This window comes from Streptomyces noursei, assembly GCF_001646665.1.
In the GTDB taxonomy this organism is placed as follows: domain Bacteria; phylum Actinomycetota; class Actinomycetes; order Streptomycetales; family Streptomycetaceae; genus Streptomyces; species Streptomyces lavendulocolor.
In genome coordinates this window covers 354,612-373,425 of the sequence record NZ_LWBU01000158.1, presented here as the reverse complement: position 1 = coordinate 373,425, position 18,814 = coordinate 354,612, and the positions used below count along the sequence as shown (strand labels likewise).

The 18,814-nt window shown below is 73.8% G+C and carries 11 protein-coding genes and 1 pseudogene; 1 reads left to right on the top strand and 11 read right to left on the bottom strand.

Annotation, left to right across the window (positions count from 1 at the left end; translation table 11 throughout):
- Positions 1 to 168: 168 nt before the first annotated feature.
- The 4 genes from hemW to lepA all read right to left on the bottom strand — a co-directional run bounded on the left by hemW (position 169) and on the right by lepA (position 7,639).
- Positions 169 to 1,401, bottom strand: coding sequence for a radical SAM family heme chaperone HemW (hemW, locus tag A4V12_RS13685; RefSeq protein WP_064069567.1), 1,233 nt, complete (start codon positions 1,399 to 1,401; stop codon positions 169 to 171).
- A 15-nt stretch (positions 1,402 to 1,416) separates the two neighbouring features.
- A complete protein-coding gene (locus A4V12_RS13680; RefSeq protein ID WP_064069566.1) occupies positions 1,417 to 3,459 on the bottom strand; it encodes an ATP-binding SpoIIE family protein phosphatase in 2,043 nt (680 codons plus the stop codon).
- A gap of 151 nt (positions 3,460 to 3,610) precedes the next feature.
- Positions 3,611 to 5,500 carry an AMP-dependent synthetase/ligase gene (locus A4V12_RS13675; RefSeq protein WP_064069565.1) on the bottom strand — a complete coding sequence of 630 codons (1,890 nt, stop codon included), beginning with the start codon at positions 5,498 to 5,500 and terminating at the stop codon, positions 3,611 to 3,613.
- A 267-nt stretch (positions 5,501 to 5,767) separates the two neighbouring features.
- Positions 5,768 to 7,639 carry a translation elongation factor 4 gene (gene lepA, locus A4V12_RS13670; protein WP_064069564.1) on the bottom strand — a complete coding sequence of 624 codons (1,872 nt, stop codon included), beginning with the start codon at positions 7,637 to 7,639 and terminating at the stop codon, positions 5,768 to 5,770.
- 238 nt (positions 7,640 to 7,877) lie between these two features.
- On the opposite strand from lepA, the gene rpsT reads away from it, so the two are divergent.
- The gene (gene rpsT / locus A4V12_RS13665; protein ID WP_064069563.1) at positions 7,878 to 8,144 is read left to right on the top strand and encodes a 30S ribosomal protein S20; all 267 of its coding nucleotides are present in this window, start codon (positions 7,878 to 7,880) and stop codon (positions 8,142 to 8,144) included.
- 523 nt (positions 8,145 to 8,667) lie between these two features.
- Here the strand turns inward: rpsT and holA are convergent.
- From holA to leuS, 7 genes and pseudogenes are all read right to left on the bottom strand, one after another.
- Complete coding sequence (holA, locus tag A4V12_RS13660; RefSeq protein WP_064069562.1) at positions 8,668 to 9,654, bottom strand: DNA polymerase III subunit delta; 987 nt, start codon at positions 9,652 to 9,654, stop codon at positions 8,668 to 8,670.
- A gap of 68 nt (positions 9,655 to 9,722) precedes the next feature.
- Positions 9,723 to 9,968 carry a hypothetical protein gene (locus tag A4V12_RS39750; protein ID WP_107415405.1) on the bottom strand — a complete coding sequence of 82 codons (246 nt, stop codon included), beginning with the start codon at positions 9,966 to 9,968 and terminating at the stop codon, positions 9,723 to 9,725.
- A 52-nt stretch (positions 9,969 to 10,020) separates the two neighbouring features.
- Positions 10,021 to 12,495: pseudogene (locus A4V12_RS13655) on the bottom strand (ComEC/Rec2 family competence protein); the annotation flags it as partial.
- On the bottom strand, positions 12,492 to 13,532 hold the full coding sequence (locus A4V12_RS34825; protein ID WP_234372171.1) for a helix-hairpin-helix domain-containing protein: 1,041 nt from the start codon (positions 13,530 to 13,532) through the stop codon (positions 12,492 to 12,494). The pseudogene A4V12_RS13655 and the gene A4V12_RS34825, both read right to left, overlap by 4 nt.
- Positions 13,533 to 13,798: 266 nt before the next feature.
- Entirely contained in the window at positions 13,799 to 14,644 is an 846-nt protein-coding gene (locus A4V12_RS13645; protein WP_064069561.1) for a DegV family protein, read from the bottom strand.
- Between the two features lie 66 nt (positions 14,645 to 14,710).
- Positions 14,711 to 15,460 (bottom strand): hypothetical protein, encoded by a 750-nt coding sequence (locus A4V12_RS13640; RefSeq protein WP_064069560.1) that lies wholly within the window; start codon positions 15,458 to 15,460, stop codon positions 14,711 to 14,713.
- A 200-nt stretch (positions 15,461 to 15,660) separates the two neighbouring features.
- Complete coding sequence (leuS, locus tag A4V12_RS13635; RefSeq protein WP_064069559.1) at positions 15,661 to 18,531, bottom strand: leucine--tRNA ligase; 2,871 nt, start codon at positions 18,529 to 18,531, stop codon at positions 15,661 to 15,663.
- Positions 18,532 to 18,814 lie beyond the last annotated feature (283 nt).

The following is an 18,814-nucleotide window of genomic DNA, read 5'->3' as shown; positions in this document are numbered from 1 at the left end:
CCGCCATGGCTCCCTCCTCCGCCTTGCGATCGCACGCACCGGACACCCGCGACCCCCGCCCTCCGGGCGGACGCCGATACTTTGCGGACACTCCCTAGGGGTTGCTGCCCGGGGGCGGGGCTGGAGGGACTCGGCGGCGGGGCCTGGGTGCCCGGGAGGCGGGCCCGGTCAGTCCACCAGGTCCCGCACCACCGCGTCGGCCAGCAGCCGGCCCCGCAGCGTCAGCACGGCCCGCCCGCCGGCGTAGGGACCGGGGTCCAGGAGCCCGTCACCCACCGCCTTCTCGGCGGCGGCCAGCCCCGCGGGCTTCAGCAGCGACAGCTCGCAGCCCTCCCGCAGCCGCAGCTCCAGCAGGACCCGCTCCACCCGCCGGTCCTCCTCCGACAGCACCTCACGCCCCGCACCCGGCGACCGCCCCTCCGCCAGCGCGGCGGCGTACGCGCCGGGGTGCTTCACGTTCCACCAGCGCACGCCCCCGACGTGGCTGTGCGCGCCGGGCCCGGCGCCCCACCAGTCGGCGCCGCGCCAGTACAGCTCGTTGTGCAGGCACCGCCCCGCCTGGGAGGTGGCCCAGTTGGACACCTCGTACCAGGAGAAGCCGGCCCCGGAGAGCACGTCCTCCGCGATGAGGTACCGGTCCGCGTGGACGTCGTCGTCCGTCATCGGCACCTCGCCCCGCCGGATGCGCCGCGCCAGCTGGGTGCCCTCCTCCACGATCAGGGCGTACGCGCTGATGTGGTCCGGCCCCGCGCCGATGGCCGCGTCGAGCGACGCGCGCCAGTCGGCGTCGCTCTCGCCCGGCGTGCCGTAGATCAGGTCGAGGTTGACGTGCTCGAACCCGGCCGCGCGGGCCTCCGCGACGCAGGCCTCGGGCCGTCCGGGCGTGTGGGTGCGGTCGAGCACCTTCAGGACGTGCTGCCGGGCGCTCTGCATCCCGAAGGAGATCCGGTTGAATCCGCCCTCGCGCAGCTCCGCCAGGTACGCCGGGTCCACGGACTCCGGGTTGGCCTCGGTGGTGATCTCGGCGTCGTCGGCGAGGCCGAACTCGTCGCGGACGGCGCCGAGCATCGACACCAGGTCGGCGGCGGCGAGCAGCGTGGGCGTGCCGCCGCCGACGAACACGGTCCGCACCGGGCGCGGGTCGTCGCCCAGCACCTTCCGCGCGAGGCGCACCTCGTCGGTCAGCGTCGCGGCGTAGTTGTCGCGGGAGGCCAGGACGCCACCGGAACCACGCAGCTCGGTGGCGGTGTAGGTGTTGAAGTCGCAGTAGCCGCAGCGGGTCGCGCAGTACGGCACGTGCAGATAGAACCCGAGCGGCCGCTCACCGGCCCCGAGCAGGGCTGGCGCGGGCAGCGCGCCGTCCTCGGGCATGGGCTCACCATCGGGCAGTACGGAAGGCATACCGCCCATTGTCCGTCACGGCCGCACCTGTCTGGCCTGGAGCACCAGCAGCGCGAGGTCGTCGCACACGGGGGTCTCGCCGAAGGCGTGGACCGCCCGCTTGATCCTTTCGGCGACATCCCGTGCCGGCAGCCCGGCGCAGGCGGCGAGGGCCTCGGCCAGGCCGTCCCCGTCGTCGAACATCCGGCCGGTGCGGGAGCGGCGCTCGGTGACGCCGTCCGTGACGCACAGGAGGGTGTCGCCGGGCGCGAGGTGGAAGGTGTGGCTCTCGTAGCCGACGTCGTCGACGACGCCGAGCAGCACCTGGGGTGCCGCGGCGGGCGTGACCGAACCGTCCGGGCGCAGCAGCAGGGGCAGCGGGTGGCCGGCGGAGGCGAGGGTGCAGCGGGCCCCGCCGCCCTCCTCGGGGGCGAGCGGCACCAGCTCGCCGTACAGCAGCGACAGGAACCGCGACTGGGGCTGGGCCGGGGGCTGGAGCCCGCCGGGGAGGTCGCCGGCCGCGGCGACCATGGAGGCGGCGGCCTCGGCGGCCTCGGTGGCGTCGTCCAGGAGCAGCCGGTTCAGCCGGTCGAGGACCTGGCCCACCTTGTGGTCCTCGCGGGCGAGCAGCCGCAGCCAGGGGCGGGCCAGCCCGGTGACGACGGCGGCCTCGGGGCCGCTGCCCTGGACGTCGCCGAGCATGAAGCACCAGCGCCGGGCGCCGGGGCCGGCCTGGAACACGTCGTAGAAGTCGCCGCCCGCGAGGCCGTCGTCGCTGGGCTCGTACACCACGCGGCTCTCGACGCCCGGGATCTGCGCCACCTGGCTGGGCAGCAGCCCGCGCTGGAGGATCCGGCTGATGGTGACCTGCCGGGTGTAGCGGCGGGCGGCGCCCACGGCGAGGGCGACGCGGCGTGCGAAGTCCTCGACCAGGGTGGTCACCGTGTCGGGGAACCGGGCGCGCCCGCGCCGCCCGAGCATCAGCGTGCCGAGCCCGTGCCCGGCCACGACCAGCCGGTACGCCAGCGCCGTCCCGGCGGCTCCCCCGGGGCTGCCGTCCGCCGCGGGAGCCTCGCCGTCCGGGCACGTACCGGCGCCGGCGCCACCGTCCGTACCACCGGCGCCGCCGTCCGGGGCGGAGCCGACGGTCCCGCCGCGCCCCTCCGGCACGGGCCAGGGGATCGGAACCGGTCCGGTGGAGGGCGGCTCCGGCATCCTCGGTGGTTCCTTCTCCAGCGCCGTGCGCAGGGTCTCCAGCGCCGATTCGTCGGCGTGCCACACGCGGGCGAGCCGGGGCCCGCCGCCCTCGGTGCCGTCGCCCTCCAGCCAGAAGGCGCACCAGTCGGCGAGGCGGGGCACCAGGAGCTGGCCGGCGAGCGCGGCGACGAAGTCCTCGTCGAGCTGGCCGGCGAGCAGGTCGGACGCCTCGGCGAGGAACGACAGCGCTCCGCGGCCCGCCCACTCGTGGTCGTCGCGCACGACCCGGTGCCGGGCCGGGGCGAGGATCTCGGCGGCGCGCAGCCCGCGCCGGAGGGCCGGCTCGGTGCCCGGCACCGGGCAGGTGTCCCAGCCGTCGAGCGGGAGCCGGGCCCAGACCGTCTTGAGGCCGGGGCGGTAGGTGATGCCCCAGCACTCGGCGAGGGCGGCGACGAGCTGGAGCCCCCGGCCGTACTCGTCGAGGCCGTCCGCGTCCTCCGGGCCGACGTGCTCGTGGCGGACGGTGCGGGTGGGGTGGTGGTCGGAGACCTCGATGACGAGGGCGGCGGGCCGGCCGTCGGCGGGGTCCTCCAGGCGCAGGAGCAGCTCCACGGTGGTGCCCGCGTGGACGACCGCGTTGGTGACCAGTTCGCCGGCGACGAGGACGGCGTCGTGGGCGACCCGGTCGCTGATCGCCGCGGCGGCGGGCAGCGCCAGACCGGTCCAGTCGGCGAGCGCGGCGCGCACGAAGCGGCGGGCGGCGGACGGGGCGAGCGGGTTGCCCGGCAGGCTGGTGCGCGTGCCGGACTGGCCGGGCGGCGGGTGGTGCGGCTGCGGCGGCACCTCGCCTGTGATCGCGCGCTGTGTCGGGAGAGACGCCACGTGCGGCTCCTCGTCGGCTCCTGGGTCGGCTCGTGGTCGGACACCGACAGGGTGACAGATCGAGCACGCTCATAAGCGCCGAGTCATCGAACTCGCCCGTGCGGACGGGGCCGCCCGTTCCCGGCGCGGCCCCGTCCGGCGTCTTCGGGGGTCAGTCCTCCCTGGTCCCCGCGTACATCTCGTCGATCAGGTGCTTGTACTCCCGCTCCACGACCGGGCGCTTCAGCTTGAGGCTGGGCGTCAGTTCGCCGTGCTCGATGTCGAGGTCGCGCGGCAGGAGCCGGAAGCGCTTGATGGTCTGCCAGCGCTGGAGACCCTCGTTGAGCCGGTCCACGTAGCCCTGGACGAGCTGCTCGGCCTCGGGGGTGGCGACGACCTCCGCGTAGGACTTGCCGGACAGGCCGTGCTCCTCGGCCCAGGCCATGATGGCGGGCTCGTCGAGGGCGATGAGCGCGGTGCAGTAGTTGCGGTCGGCGCCGTGCACGAGGATGTTGGAGACGAACGGGCAGACGGCCTTGAACCGGCCCTCGACCTCGGCGGGCGCGATGTACTTGCCGCCGGACGTCTTGATCAGGTCCTTCTTGCGGTCGGTGATGCGCAGGTAGCCGTCGACCGACAGCTCGCCGATGTCGCCGGTGTGGAACCAGCCGTCCGACTCCAGCACCTCGGCGGTCTTCTCCGGGAGCCCGTGGTAGCCCTCCATGATGCCGGGGCCGCGCAGCAGGATCTCGCCGTCGTCGGCGATCCGCACCTCGGTGCCGGGCAGCGGCTTGCCGACGGTGCCGGTGCGGTAGGCCTCGCCCGGGTTGACGAAGGACGCGGCACTCGACTCGGTGAGGCCGTAGCCCTCCAGGATGTGGATGCCGGCGCCGGAGAAGAAGTAGCCGATGTCGGGCGCGAGGGCGGCCGACCCGGAGACGGCGGCGCGCAGCCGGCCGCCGAAGGCGTCCCGGAGCTTGGAGTAGACGAGGGCGTCGGCGACCTTGTGCTTGGCGTTCAGGCCGAAGGGGACGGTCGCGTTGCCGGTGCGGCGGAAGTTGTCCTGGCTGGTCCTGGCGTACTCGCGGGCGACCTCGGCGGCCCACTTGAAGATCTTGTACTTGGCACCGCCCCCGGCACGCGCCTTGGCGGCGACCCCGTTGTACACCTTCTCGAAGATGCGCGGAACGGCGGCCATGTACGTCGGCTGGACGACCGGCAGGTTCTCGATGATCTTGTCGACGCGGCCGTCCACCGCCGTGACGTGCCCGACCTCGATCTGCCCGGAGGTCAGCACCTTGCCGAAGACGTGCGCGAGGGGCAGCCAGAGGTACTGCACGTCGTCCGCCGTGACCAGGCCGGTCGCGGCGATGGCCTTCGCCATGTAGGACCAGTTGTCGTGCGGCAGCCGTACGCCCTTGGGGCGGCCGGTGGTGCCGGAGGTGTAGATGAGGGTGGCGAGCTGGTCGGAGGTGATGGCGGAGACCCGGTCCTTGACGGCGTCGGGGTTCTTCTCCAGGTACGCGCGGCCGCGCTCCTCCAGCTCGGCGAGGGTGAGGACCCAGCCCTCGGGGTCACCGGCGTCCGCCTCGACGCCGGCCGGGTCGACGACCACGACGTGCGCGAGGTGCGGCAGGTCGGCGCGGCGCTCGCGGGCCTTGGCGAGCTGGGAGGCGTCCTCGGCGATCAGGACGCGGCTGTCGGAGTCGGCGAGGATGTACGCGGACTCCTCGGCGTTCGTCTGGGGGTAGACGGTGGTGGTGGCGGCGCCGGCGCACATCACGCCGAGGTCGGCGAGGATCCACTCGACGCAGGTGGCGGACGCGAGGGCGACCCGCTCCTCGGCGCGTACGCCGAGGTCGATCAGGCCGGCGGCGATGGCGAAGACGCGTTCGGCGGCCTGCCCCCAGCTGAGGGACTTCCAGTCGTCGGGGCCCTGCCCGGTGCTCGCGGCGACCGGGTAGCGGTAGGCCTCCGCGTCGGGGGTCTTCGCCACCCGCTCCAGGAAGAGGTTGGCCACGGAAGGCGGTCGGGTCTCGATCAGGGTCTGTGTGTCGCTCACGACGTCCTCCGGGCGGCTTGCGGCAGGGCTGCACGACGGGATGATTGTTTAACTGGCGAGTAACCCTCGGGCGGGATCAGGTTAGAGCGCGGTGCTCCGCCGCGTAAGGGGCTGCGGCCCCGTGGTTCATACCCGCTTCATAACGACTGGGACGCCTCCCTGCGCCCCGCAAGCACGCAAAAGCGCCCGTCCGTGAACCGAACGGGCGCTGTGCGGGGCCGTGCCTCCAGGGCGCGGAGCCTGTGATTCCGGGTTATGTCCGGATGCTCACTTCTTGGGCTTCCCGCCGCCGGAGTCGTCGCTGGACAGCACCGCGATGAAGGCCTCTTGCGGAACCTCCACGGAACCGACCATCTTCATCCGCTTCTTGCCCTCCTTCTGCTTCTCCAGCAGCTTCCGCTTCCGGGAGATGTCACCGCCGTAGCACTTGGCGAGGACGTCCTTGCGGATGGCGCGGATGGTCTCGCGGGCGATGACCCGCGAACCGATGGCCGCCTGGATCGGCACCTCGAAGGCCTGCCGCGGGATGAGCTCGCGCAGCTTGGCGACGAGCCGCACGCCGTACGCGTACGCCGCGTCCTTGTGCGTGATGGCGGAGAAGGCGTCGACCTTGTCGCCGTGGAGCAGGATGTCGACCTTGACGAGGCTGGAGGTCTGCTCGCCGGTGGGCTCGTAGTCGAGGGAGGCGTAGCCGCGGGTCTTGGACTTCAGCTGGTCGAAGAAGTCGAAGACGATCTCGGCGAGGGGGAGGGTGTAGCGGATCTCCACCCGGTCCTCGGAGAGGTAGTCCATGCCGAGGAGGGTGCCGCGGCGGGTCTGGCACAGCTCCATGATCGAGCCGATGAACTCGCTGGGGGCGAGGATCGTGGCGCGTACGACCGGCTCGTACACCTCGCTGATCTTGCCCTCGGGGAACTCGCTCGGGTTGGTGACCGTGTGCTCGCTGCCGTCCTCCATCAGGACGCGGTAGACCACGTTGGGGGCGGTGGCGATCAGGTCCAGCCCGAACTCGCGCTCCAGCCGCTCCCGGATCACGTCCAGGTGCAGGAGGCCGAGGAAGCCGACGCGGAAGCCGAAGCCGAGCGCGGCGGAGGTCTCCGGCTCGTAGACGAGCGCGGCGTCGTTGAGCTGGAGCTTGTCGAGCGCGTCGCGCAGCTCCGGGTAGTCGGAGCCGTCCAGCGGGTAGAGGCCGGAGAACACCATGGGCTTGGGGTCCTTGTAGCCGCCCAGGGCCTCGGTGGCGCCCTTGTGCAGGGTGGTGATGGTGTCACCGACCTTGGACTGCCGGACGTCCTTCACACCCGTGATCAGGTAGCCGACCTCGCCGACGCCGAGCCCGTCCGCGGGGAGCATCTCGGGCGAGTTCGTACCGATCTCCAGCAGCTCGTGGGTCGCGCCGGTGGACATCATGCGGATGCGCTCGCGCTTGTTGAGCTGCCCGTCGATGACACGGACGTAGGTGACGACACCGCGGTACGAGTCGTAGACCGAGTCGAAGATCATCGCGCGGGCGGGCGCGTCGGCGACGCCGACCGGCGCCGGGACGTCCCTGACCACGCGGTCGAGCAGCGCCTCGACGCCGATGCCGGTCTTGGCGGACACCCGCAGCACGTCGTCGGGGTCGCAGCCGACCAGGTTCGCCAGCTCCTCGGCGAACTTCTCCGGCTGGGCGGCCGGGAGGTCGATCTTGTTCAGGACGGGGACGATGGTGAGGTCGTTCTCCATCGCCAGGTAGAGGTTGGCGAGGGTCTGCGCCTCGATGCCCTGGGCGGCGTCGACGAGGAGGATGGTGCCCTCGCAGGCGGCCAGGGACCGCGACACCTCATAGGTGAAGTCGACGTGACCGGGGGTGTCGATCATGTTGAGGATGTGAGTGCTGCCCTGGCCGGGCCCCTGGGTGGGGGCCCACGGCAGACGCACCGCCTGGGACTTGATCGTGATGCCGCGCTCGCGCTCGATGTCCATGCGGTCGAGGTACTGAGCGCGCATCTGCCGCTGCTCGACCACACCGGTCAGCTGGAGCATCCGGTCGGCAAGGGTCGACTTGCCGTGGTCGATGTGCGCGATGATGCAGAAGTTGCGGATCAGCGCCGGGTCGGTACGGCTCGGCTCGGGCACGTGGGTAGGGGTCGCGGGCACGCAGGGTCCTGATTCTCGAGACGCCGGGCGTCTCTGCTCGGGTCGACGTCGGATCGATACGTAGGTTCCATGGTCCCACGGACGGGGACCGGCGCTCGGTTTGGGCCGCTCGGAAGGCGGCTGGTAGCCTGGGCAGCTGTGTCTCGTGACCCTCTCCGTGGGGGCACCTCCGGCGCCCGAAGGGCTACGGGGGAGAGGCACGCATCAGAAATCCTTACGAACCTGAAAAGGCTCTTTCGTGGCGAACATCAAGTCCCAGATCAAGCGGAACAAGACCAACGAGAAGGCGCGCCTGCGCAACAAGGCCGTCAAGTCGTCGCTCAAGACCGCGATCCGCAAGGCCCGTGAGGCTGCCGCCGCGGGTGACGTCGAGAAGGCCACCGTTGCCGCTCGCGCCGCCTCCCGTGCGCTCGACAAGGCCGTCTCGAAGGGTGTCATCCACAAGAACGCCGCCGCCAACAAGAAGTCGGCGCTGGCCACCAAGGTTGCCTCCCTCCAGGGCTGAGTGCTCTTGATTTGATCGCCGGGACGGACCCAGCGGGCCCTCTCATCCGCTCCTGACCGGCACCCCCGAGCCCGTACGCGGCCTGCGTTCGCCACGCGGGTACGAGCTCACCAAGCATCACCCGAAGGCCCCGAGGCCCGTCCTTCCCCAGGACACGGCCACCGGGGCCTTCGCCATGCCCGGGCCCCGGCCCGGCACCGGCGAGCCCGGCTCCGGCTCCGGCTCCGGCTCCGGCTCCGGGGGCGGCTGGGCACCCCGAACGAGGCAGCCGAACGCGCCGGGGTACGCCTCGGGGGCCGGGCTCCGGGGCAGGGGTTGCCGTATGCGCGCCGCCCCTCGCGGGCACCGCGGGGGACGGGGATGGGGGTGGGGCCGAAGGTGGGCCGGCAGCCGGTCAAGCGGGGCGCCGGGCGCGCCGGGACACGCCCCGGGGACCGGGCGCTCCGGGGCAGGGGCTCCGGGAGTGGGGCCGGGACCCGGGCGGGTCAGCGGCGGGACAGGGTGGGATCAGGACCCGGGCTGGTCAGCGGCGGGAGCGGGCCGCGCGGGCGATGGTGACGACCGCCTTCTCCAGGGCGTACTCGGGGTCGTCGCCGCCGCCCTTCACCCCCGCGTCGGCCTCGGCGATCGCCCGCAGCGCGACGGCCACGCCGTCCGGCGTCCAGCCGCGCATCTGCTGGCGGACGCGGTCGATCTTCCACGGCGGCATGCCGAGCTCGCGGGCCAGGTCCGCGGGACGCCCGCCCCGCGCCGACGACAGCTTGCCGATCGCCCGGACGCCCTGCGCCAGCGCGCTCGTGATCAGCACGGGGGCGACTCCGGTCGACAGCGACCAGCGCAGCGCCTCCAGCGCCTCCGCCGCCCTGCCCTCCACCGCCCGGTCGGCGACGTTGAAGCTGGATGCCTCGGCGCGGCCCGTGTAGTACCGCCCGACGACCGCCTCGTCGATGGTGCCCTCCACGTCGGCGGCGAGCTGCGATACCGCCGAGGCGAGCTCCCGCAGATCACTGCCGACCGCGTCGACGAGCGCCTGGCACGCCTCCGGTGTGGCCGACCGCCCGAGCGCCCGGAACTCGCCGCGCACGAACGTCAGACGCTCCGCCGGCTTGGTGGTTTTCGGGCACGCGACCTCCCGCGCCCCCGCCTTCCGCGCCGCGTCCAGCAGTCCCTTGCCCTTGGCGCCGCCCGCGTGGAGCAGGACGAGGCTGATGTCCTCCACGGGCGAGCCGAGGTACGCCTTGATGTCCTTGATCGTCTCGGCGGAGAGGTCCTGGGCGTTCCGCACGACGAGCACCTTGCGCTCGGCGAAGAGCGACGGGCTCGTCAGCTCGGCGAGGGTGCCGGGCTGGAGCTGCTCGGGCGTGAGGTCACGGACGTCCGTGTCGGCGTCGGCCGCACGGGCGGCCGCCACCACCTGCTGCACCGCCCGGTCGAGGAGCAGGTCCTCCTGCCCCACGGCGAGGGTCACGGGCGCGAGGACGTCATCGGTCTGGTTCTTTCTGGTGGCCATCGCGCACCAGCATCGCACGGCCCACCGACAACGCGGTCACGCCCGGACTCCCCCTCTCCCCGGCCTTCCTACGGCTCCTCCCGCCAGCCGTCCCACCGGGCCGCGAACGCGTCCAGCTCGGCGGCCGCCAGCCGGCCGTCCGGGTCCTCGACCACCACCAGCCACTGGGCGTCCTCGGCGTCGTCCTCGCCGGCCAGGGCGTCCCGCACCAGTTGCGGTTCCTCCGTGATCCCGAAACGCTCCCCGAGCTCCTCGGCGGCCTCCTCGGCCGCGTCCCGGTCGGGCAGCACCAGCACATGTCTCACATCGCTCACGGCAGCCATTGTTCCCGCGCCCCGCGGGGGTGCCCGCCCCGGCCCCCCGCCCCCGCGCGGTGGCCGCGCTCAGCTCCCTCCCCCTTCCCGTCACGGCGATCGCGCCGTGCCTGTCGGTGCTCAGCACCACCGCTCCCCCGGCCCTCAGGGCTCCGACCGTGCGCGGTGACGGATGGCCGTACGAGTTGTCCCGCCCGGCCGACACCAGGGCCAGCCGTGGCCGGACCCTGCTCAGCAGGCGGGGGTCCTGGTGGGCCGAACCGTGGTGGGCGACCTTCAGGACGTCGACCGGCGCCAGGTCCGGGTGGGCCCGCAGCAGCCCCTGCTGGGCCGGCGGCTCCAGGTCGCCGAGGAGCAGCAGGGTCGTCCCTCCGGCGACGCGCACGAGGAGCGCGACACTCGCGTCGTTCGGCCCCTCCGGCTCCGCACCGGCGACCGCGGCCCCCGGCCACAGCACCCGCCAGTCCAGCGGCCCGACCCGCCGGCGCTCCCCCGCCCCCGCCGCCCGGACGACCGGTACTCCCGCCCCGGCGGCGGTCCTGCGCACGAACGCCGCCTGGTCCGGCGGGTCCTGGAGGCCGGTGGTCTGGATCGCCCCGACCTCCCGGCCCCTCAGAACACCGGGAAGGCCCGCGACATGGTCGGCGTGGAAGTGCGTGAGCACCACGAGCGGCACCCGGCCGACGCCGAGGGAGCGCAGGCACCGGTCCACGAGCGCCGGATCGGGGCCGGCGTCCACCACCACGGCCGCGTCACCGCCCGCGGCGAGCACCGTCGCGTCGCCCTGGCCGACGTCGCACATCGCGAACACCCAGCCCGGCGGCGGCCATCCGGTGACCAGCCGGGTGAGCGGCGGCGGCCGGACCACCGCGAGCACCAGCAGCACCGTGCACGCGCCGGCCAGCCACGCCCGGTGCCGCGCCCGGCGGGCCCACACCACCAGCAGCGCGGTGACGGCGGCGAGCAGCAGTCCTCCGCGCCAGCCGCCGGGCCACTGGGCCTCCGCCCCGGGCAGTGCGGCCCCCGTCCGGGCGACGGAGGCGATCCACCCGGCGGGCCACCCCGCGCAGGCGGCCAGCAGGCCGGCCACGGGCATCGCGACCGGTGCCGCGGCCAGCGCGGCGAAACCGAGCACGGTCGCCGGGGCCACGGCGACCTCGGCAACCAGGTTGCAGGGGATCGCCACCAGGCTGACCCGGGCGGCGAAGACCGCCACCACCGGTGCGCACACCGCCTGGGCCGCCGCCGTGGCGGCCAGCGCCTCCGCGATGCGTGGCGGCACCCGGTGACGGCGCAGCGCGGCGCTCCAGCCCGGGGCGACGGTGAGGAGCGCTCCGGTGGCCAGGACCGACAGCAGGAAGCCGTAGCTCCGTGCCAGCCACGGGTCGTACAGCACCAGCAGCAGCACGGCGGCGGCGAGTGCGGGCAGCAGTGACCGGCGGCGCCCGGTGCCGATGGCCAGCAGGGTGATGAGGCCGCAGGCGGCGGCGCGCAGCACGCTCGGGTCGGGGCGGCAGACGAGGACGAAGGCGAGGGTCAGTGCCCCGCCGAGCAGGGCGGTGGCCCGCAGCGGGATGCCCAACCGGGGGGCCAGGCCGCCGCGTTCCGCCTTGAGCGCGCTGCCGAACGGACCGATGAGCAGGAGCAGCACGATGGTGAGGTTGCTGCCGGAGACCGCGAGCAGGTGCGTCAGGTCGGTCGCCCGGAAGGCGTCGTGCAGGTCCGAGGGGATGCGGGAGGTGTCCCCGACGACCAGTCCCGGCAGCAGTGCCCGCGCGTCCGGCGGCAGCCCGTCGCTCGCGGCCCGCAGCCCGGCGCGCAGGTTCCCGGCGGCGCGCTGCAGCGCGGTCGGCGGTCCGGTGATCCTGGGCGGGCCCGCGTCCGCCCGCAGGACGGCGGCGAACGGTTCGCCCGCCCGGTGGGGCGGTGCCACCCGGCCCGTCAGGCGCAGCCGGGTGGAGGGCAGCAGCCGTGTCCAGTCCGGGCCGGCTCCCGGGACGATGACCAGGACGGGCGTGCGGACCTCGGTGGCCGCCCCGCCCGCGGTCGTCACCCGGGTCACCTCGGCGTCCAGCACGACGGAGGCGGGGGCCGCACGCGGGCCGTGCACCCGCACGCGGGTGAGCCGCGGATCGGACGTGACCGTCGCCTCGACGGTCACCCGCGCGTACCGCTCCGCCAGCCCGGGCAGTGGTCCGCGCCGGAGGTCCGCCCCGTGCAGGCCCGCGGACGCCGCACCGGCCGCGGCGCAGAGCAGCACCGCCGCGCACACCGTGGCGTGGGCCTTCCGCCCAGGCGACGCGGCGCCCCGGCGGACCCGCCCCAGCAGGAGCAGCGGCACGGCGACGGCGACGCACAGCGCCACGCCCGCGGCGGTCCACCCGCCGGGCGCGCCCAGCGCGCATGCCGCCGCGGCCCATGCCGCCACGGCCGGCCCCACGAGCCGTACGTCGACCGGGCCCTCCTGCCGCGGATCGGCGGCGCCCAGGGGCGTACCCGACGCGGCGTGGACCGCCGGGCGGTTCACGGCTGCACGAGGGGCCGGAGGTCCGCGAACCGGCGCTCGCCGATGCCGTTGACCTCGCGGAGCTCGTCGACCGAGCGGAAACCCCCGTGGCTGGTGCGGTAGTCGACGATGTGCCGGGCCAGGACGGGGCCGACGCCCGGCAGCGTGTCGAGCTGTTCCACGGTCGCGGAGTTGAGGCTGACCGGTCCGGTGCCGCCGCCGGGGCCCGCCGCCGCGGACGCCCCCGGCGGTGCCTGCCCGGCCGGTGGGGCCGGCGCGCCCACCACGATGTGCTCGCCGTCCATGACGACCCGCGCCCGGTTCAGCCCCGTGAGGTCGGTGCCCGGCCGGGCCCCGCCCGCCGCGCGCAGGGCGTCGGCCACCCGGGATCCGGCGGGCAGCCGCAGCACGCCCGGCTCGCGCACCTTGCCGCTGACGTCGACGACGACGGGCGGCGCCCCGGCCCGCGCCCGCCGGCTCGCGGGGCCCGCCGCCGTCGGTGCCGCCTCCGTGACCAGCTCGGGCGCGCGGACCGGTTCCGGCCGGCCCGCCCAGAAGTGGCGCCCGGCGAGGACGACGGCCAGGACCAGGACGACGGCGAGCGCGACGACCGTACGGGTCTCCATCCCGCAGCGCGCCTGTACCCACAGCGGTGCCCGCTCCCGCAGCGCCTGCCGCCACCGCGTCCACCGGCCGGCCGGCCCCGCGGCGACCGGGCCGGCGCCCCCCGTGGACCCGCCCGCCGGCACGCCCGCCGTCTCCATCACGGGCCGGCCGTCGCCGTTTCCCCCGCGCGCCCGGCCGGCGAGCCCTGCCCCCGACCGGCCCCCGCCCCTCTCCGGCGGCGGCAGGGGCACGACACCGTCCGTCACGGGCCGCACCGGCGCCCCGGCCCTCCCGGCGGTGCGCTTCCGGCCGACGGCCCCTGCCCGCACCGGCGCCCCGGCCGTCCCAGCGGGCCGTACCGGCGCGGCGGCGTCGGCCGGCGGCGGTGGGCGCTCGGCGACGGCGCGGCCGACCGCCTCGAAGAGCGCGTCCGCGCGGCGGCGCGCCGCCACGCTCGTCCGCCCGGCCGCGCGCCTTCCGCGCAGCCGGTGCCGTCCGGGCCCCCCGCCCCGTGTGCGGCCGTCGGAGCCCGGCGCACGACCGGGTCCGCTCACGGCCCGTACCCGAAGCGCGGCGGATGTCACGGAGTGTGTTCGCGTGTCCATGCCTCAGCACGGTAGAGACGTTCGCCCCGCCCCGCCGACGTGCCGCGAAATCCGTGGAAAACCCGGCAGTTGTGGACAACGCGGCCACTCGATCGTGTGAGTCGGCCGACCGGTCACCGCGAGGAGACGACGACTCCCAGCAGCCCCGGTCCGGTGTGCGCGCCGATGACCGCGCCGACCTCGCTGACGTGCAGCTCGGCCAGGCCCGGGACGCGGGCGCGCAGCCGCTCGGCGAGGGCGGCGGCCCGGTCGGGTGCCGCGAGGTGGTGCACCGCGATGTCCACCGGGCTCGCACCCGCCCGGTCGGCGGCGATCTCCTCCAGCCGGGCGATCGCCTTCGACGCCGTACGCACCTTCTCCCGGGGTTCGATCCGCCCGCCCTCCAGCTCCAGCAGGGGCTTCACCGCGAGCGCGGAGCCCAGCAGGGCCTGGGCGGCGCCGATGCGACCGCCCCGGCGCAGGTACTCGAGCGTGTCGACGTAGAAGTACGCGGAGGTGTTGGCGGCCCGCTTCTCCGCGGCGGCGACCACCTCGTCCGGTGTGCCGCCCGCCTCCGCGGTCTCGGCGGCGGCCAGGGCGCAGAAGCCCAGCGCCATGGCGACCATCCCGGTGTCGACCACCCGCACCGGCACCGGGGCGTCCTTGGCGGCGAGCAGCGCGGCGTCGTACGTCCCGGAGAACTCCGCCGACAGGTGCAGCGAGACGATCGCGCCGGCACCCCTGGCGGCGGCCGCCCGGTACGCCTGGGCGAACACCTCGGGGCTGGGCCGCGACGTGGTCACCGAGCGCCGCTTCTGGAGCGCCAGGGCGAGCGAGCGGGCCGAGATCTCGGTGCCCTCCTCAAGGGCCCGGTCACCGATGACGACGGTCAGCGGCACCGCGGTGATACCGTGCCGCTCCATCGTCTGCGGCGGCAGGTAGGCCGTTGAATCGGTGACGATCGCGACATGGCGGGACATGACCGGGAGGGTACCCCGGCCAGGGCGCCGTACGGCAGCCCGCCCCCGCCCCTTGATCGAATCCGATCAGTTCGTGGTCTCGGGGCGGGTCGACTTCTGCCAGGAGTAGAAGGGCTGTTGCCGGGGGTCCTTCGCCGTGATCGCCCGGGGCTCGTCCGGTCCGGACGCGCCGCGGCCGGCATCCGGCTCCTGTGCGGACCGCGTGGCCGACGCGGCCGGGTCGGGTGCCGTGCCCGCGGGCTGCGCCTGCCAGGAGAGGCCCTCCTGCTCACTGACCGTCCAGTGCCGCAGCGCGCCGGCCTCCACGTCGATCTGCGCGTTCAGCGACGCGAGGTCGTCGTCCGCGAACTTCCGCGCCCGGTCGCGGGCGGCCCACCGCAGCGACTCCGCCGAGTGGATGATCCGCTGGGTGCGCTCCCGCAGCTCTTCGAGCTGGGCAGCGACCCCCGCCCGGTCCGGGTCCCGCTCCAGCCGCTTGAGGTCGGCGTCCAGCTCGTGCCCGTGGGCACTGAGCCTGCGGAACAGCTGCAAGGACTCCTGGAGCGAGGCGTCCTCGGCCGCCCCCGCCTCCAGAGCGTCCTGGGTGGCGCGCATCGAGGTCCGCAGCGAGAGCCGCAGCTGGGCCAGCTCGGCCGTCACACCGCCCGTTCCGTAGGTCTTCGCGCGCAGCGTGGTGTCCTCGACCGTCCGCCGCGCCTGGGTGATGGTGCGGTCCACCCCACGCTTGGCGGCCTTGACCGCCTTGACGGTCACGAAGACCCCCAGAGCGACGAAGGCGACGAAGAGCAGCGCCAGGATCGCGATCGCTTCTGCCATGAAGTCCCCTCGAGTCGCCAGGTACGGCTCCGGACACGGCCGGCCGTTGTTCCTCCACGGTAAACGGAACGGGCAGGCCGAGGGTTCCATCCGGACCCTCAACCTGCCCGTAGGGGAAAACACCTAGGCGCCGGGCCGTACGGCTCACCGCCCGGGACGGTGCGGCTGGCACCGTCCCGGGCCCGCCGTGCGGCGCGGGGTCACGCCGGGACGATGTTCACCAGCTTCGGCGCGCGCACGATGACCTTGCGGATGCCCGCGCCGCCCAGCGCCGCGACGACGCCCTCGTCCGCCAGGGCCAGCGTCTCCAGGTCCGCGTCCGTGATGGACGGGGAGACCTCCAGGCGCGCCTTGACCTTGCCCTTGATCTGCACGACGCAGGTCACCGTCTCGTCGACGACGTACGCCGGGTCGGCGACCGGGAAGTCCTGGTGGACGACGGACTCGGTGTGGCCCAGCCTGCGCCACAGCTCCTCGGCGATGTGCGGGGCCAGCGGCGCCACCAGCAGCACCAGCCGCTCGGCGACCGACCGCGACAGCGGGGCGCCGGTCTTGGTCAGGTGGTTGTTCAGCTCGGTGACCTTGGCGATCGCCGTGTTGAACCGCATGGCGGACATGTCCTGGGACACGCCGTCGACGGCCTTGTGCAGGGCGCGCAGCGTCTCCTCGTCGGGCTCGGTGTCGACGACGGTGACCTCACCGGTCGACTCGTCGACGATGTTGCGCCACAGCCGCTGCAGCAGCCGGTACTGGCCCACCACCGCGCGCGTGTCCCAGGGCCGGGAGACGTCCAGCGGCCCCATGGCCATCTCGTACAGGCGCAGGGTGTCCGCGCCGTACTCGGCGCAGATCTCGTCCGGGGTCACGGCGTTCTTCAGGGACTTGCCCATCTTGCCCAGGACGCGGCTGACCTTCTCGCCCTGGTACCAGAAGGCACCGTCGCGCTCCTCGACCTCGGCGGCCGGTACGGCGATGCCGCGCGCGTCCCGGTAGACGAAGGCCTGGATCATGCCCTGGTTGTACAGCTTGTGGAACGGCTCGGCCGAGGAGACGTGACCCAGGTCGTACAGGACCTTGGACCAGAAGCGCGCGTACAGCAGGTGCAGCACGGCGTGCTCGGCGCCGCCGACGTACAGGTCGACACCGCCGTGCGGCCGGTCCTCCCGGGGGCCCATCCAGTACTGCTCGATGGCCGGGTCGACCAGCTTGGCGTCGTTGTGCGGGTCCAGGTAGCGCAGCTCGTACCAGCAGGAACCGGCCCAGTTGGGCATGGTGTTGGTCTCGCGGCGGTACTTCTTGGGGCCGTCGCCCAGGTCCAGGGTGACGTTGACCCAGTCCTCGTTGCGCGACAGCGGGGTCTCGGGCTGGGTGTCGGCGTCGTCCGGGTCGAAGGTGCGCGGCGAGTAGTCCTCGACCTCGGGCAGCTCCAGCGGCAGCATCGACTCGGGCAGCGCGTGGGCGACGCCGTCCTCGTCGTAGACGATCGGGAAGGGCTCGCCCCAGTAGCGCTGCCGGCTGAACAGCCAGTCGCGCAGCCGGAAGTTGACGGTGCCCTCGCCGATGCCGCGGGCCACCAGCCAGTCGGTGATCCTGGCCTTGGCCTCGACGACGCCCAGTCCGTCCAGCGAGACCTCGTCGTTCGCCGAGTTGACGATCTTCGCGTCGTACGAGTCGAAGGCGTCGGCCCAGGCCGAGGGGTCGGTGCCCCGGCCGTCCGACGGCTCGACGACGCAGCGCATGGGCAGCTCGAAGGCGCGGGCGAAGGCGAAGTCACGGCTGTCGTGGGCCGGGACGGCCATGATGGCGCCGGTGCCGTAGCCCATCAGGACGTAGTCGGCGATGAAGACGGGAACGCGGTCTCCGCTGACCGGGTTGACGGCGTAGGCACCGGTGAAGACGCCGGTCTTGTCCTTGGCCTCGGCCTGGCGCTCGACGTCGGACTTGGACGCGGCCTGCTTGCGGTACGCGTCGACGGCCTCGGCCGGGGTGGCGTGGCCGCCGGTCCATACGTCGTGCGTGCCCTCGGGCCAGGCGGCCGGGACGATCTTCTCGACCAGCTCGTGCTCGGGTGCCAGGACCATGTAGGTGGCGCCGAACAGGGTGTCCTGGCGGGTGGTGAAGACGGTGATGGCGTCCTCGCCGACGGCGAAGTCGACGCGGGCGCCCTCGGAGCGGCCGATCCAGTTGCGCTGCTGGAGCTTGATGGCCTCGGGCCAGTCCAGCGCGTCCAGGTCGTCCAGCAGCCGGTCCGCGTAGGCGGTGATGCGCATGTTCCACTGGCGCAGCTTCGCCTTGAAGACGGGGTAGTTGCCGCGCTCGGAGCGGCCGTCGGCGGTGACCTCCTCGTTGGCCAGCACGGTGCCCAGGCCGGGGCACCAGTTGACCGGCGCGTCCGAGGCGTAGGCCAGGCGGTACTCGCCCAGGACGTCGGCGCGCTCGTTGGCGGTCAGTTCGCTCCACGTGCGCGTGGTGCCGGGTACGGGCCGCTCACCGCTCTCGAACTGGGCGACCAGCTCGGCGATGGGGCGGGCCCTGCGCGCCTCCTGGTCGTACCAGGAGTTGAAGATCTGCAGGAAGATCCACTGGGTCCACTTGTAGTAGTCCGGGTCGATCGTGGCGAACGACCGGCGCTTGTCGTGGCCCAGGCCCAGCCGGCGCAGCTGAGCCTTCATGTTCTCGATGTTCGCCTCGGTCGAGACGCGCGGGTGCGTGCCCGTCTGCACGGCGTACTGTTCGGCCGGCAGCCCGAAGGCGTCGAAGCCCAGGGTGTGCAGGACGTTGTGGCCCGTCATGCGCTGGTGGCGGGCGAAGACGTCGGTGGCGATGTAGCCGAGGGGGTGGCCGACGTGCAGTCCGGCACCCGACGGATAGGGGAACATGTCCATGATGAACTTCTTCGGCCGGGCGACCACGTCCGGGTCACCCGCCAGGTCGCCGCTCGGGTTGGGCGCCTCATAGGTGCCCTCGGTGTCCCAGAAGTCCTGCCAGCGTGCCTCGATGTCGGCGGCCATGGCCGCCGTGTAACGATGCGGGGCCGCTGTCTCGACAGCGGCCGAATTCATCTCGCTCATGATCCTTGAAGCTCCATCGATCGTCTCTGCCCGCTGCCGACGTGTGGCGCGGCGAAATGAAAAAACCCCTCGCACAGGAGGGGACGCCGCGCCGATTCCGGCCGGATTCTCGATCCGCCGGGACTGATCAGCGCGGCTCGCTAAGCAGAAGGCGTACGGCACGCATGGCGTCAGGGTACCGCAGGGCCCGTCCGGCCCGCATCGACGTCCACGGGCCGGTCACATGCGCCGGACGGCACCGGAGGGCTCCGGGTTACTCCGCGTATCGCCCCTATCCAGGGCA

Excerpts from the sequence above, each read along its gene's own strand:
- leuS (WP_064069559.1), bottom strand. The coding sequence starts at position 18,531 with ATGAGCGAGATGAATTCGGCCGCTGTCGAGACAGCGGCCCCGCATCGT.
- holA (WP_064069562.1), bottom strand. The coding sequence starts at position 9,654 with ATGGCCACCAGAAAGAACCAGACCGATGACGTCCTCGCGCCCGTGACC.
- hemW (WP_064069567.1), bottom strand. The coding sequence starts at position 1,401 with ATGCCTTCCGTACTGCCCGATGGTGAGCCCATGCCCGAGGACGGCGCG.
- A4V12_RS13645 (WP_064069561.1), bottom strand. The coding sequence starts at position 14,644 with ATGTCCCGCCATGTCGCGATCGTCACCGATTCAACGGCCTACCTGCCG.
- A4V12_RS13640 (WP_064069560.1), bottom strand. The coding sequence starts at position 15,460 with ATGGCAGAAGCGATCGCGATCCTGGCGCTGCTCTTCGTCGCCTTCGTC.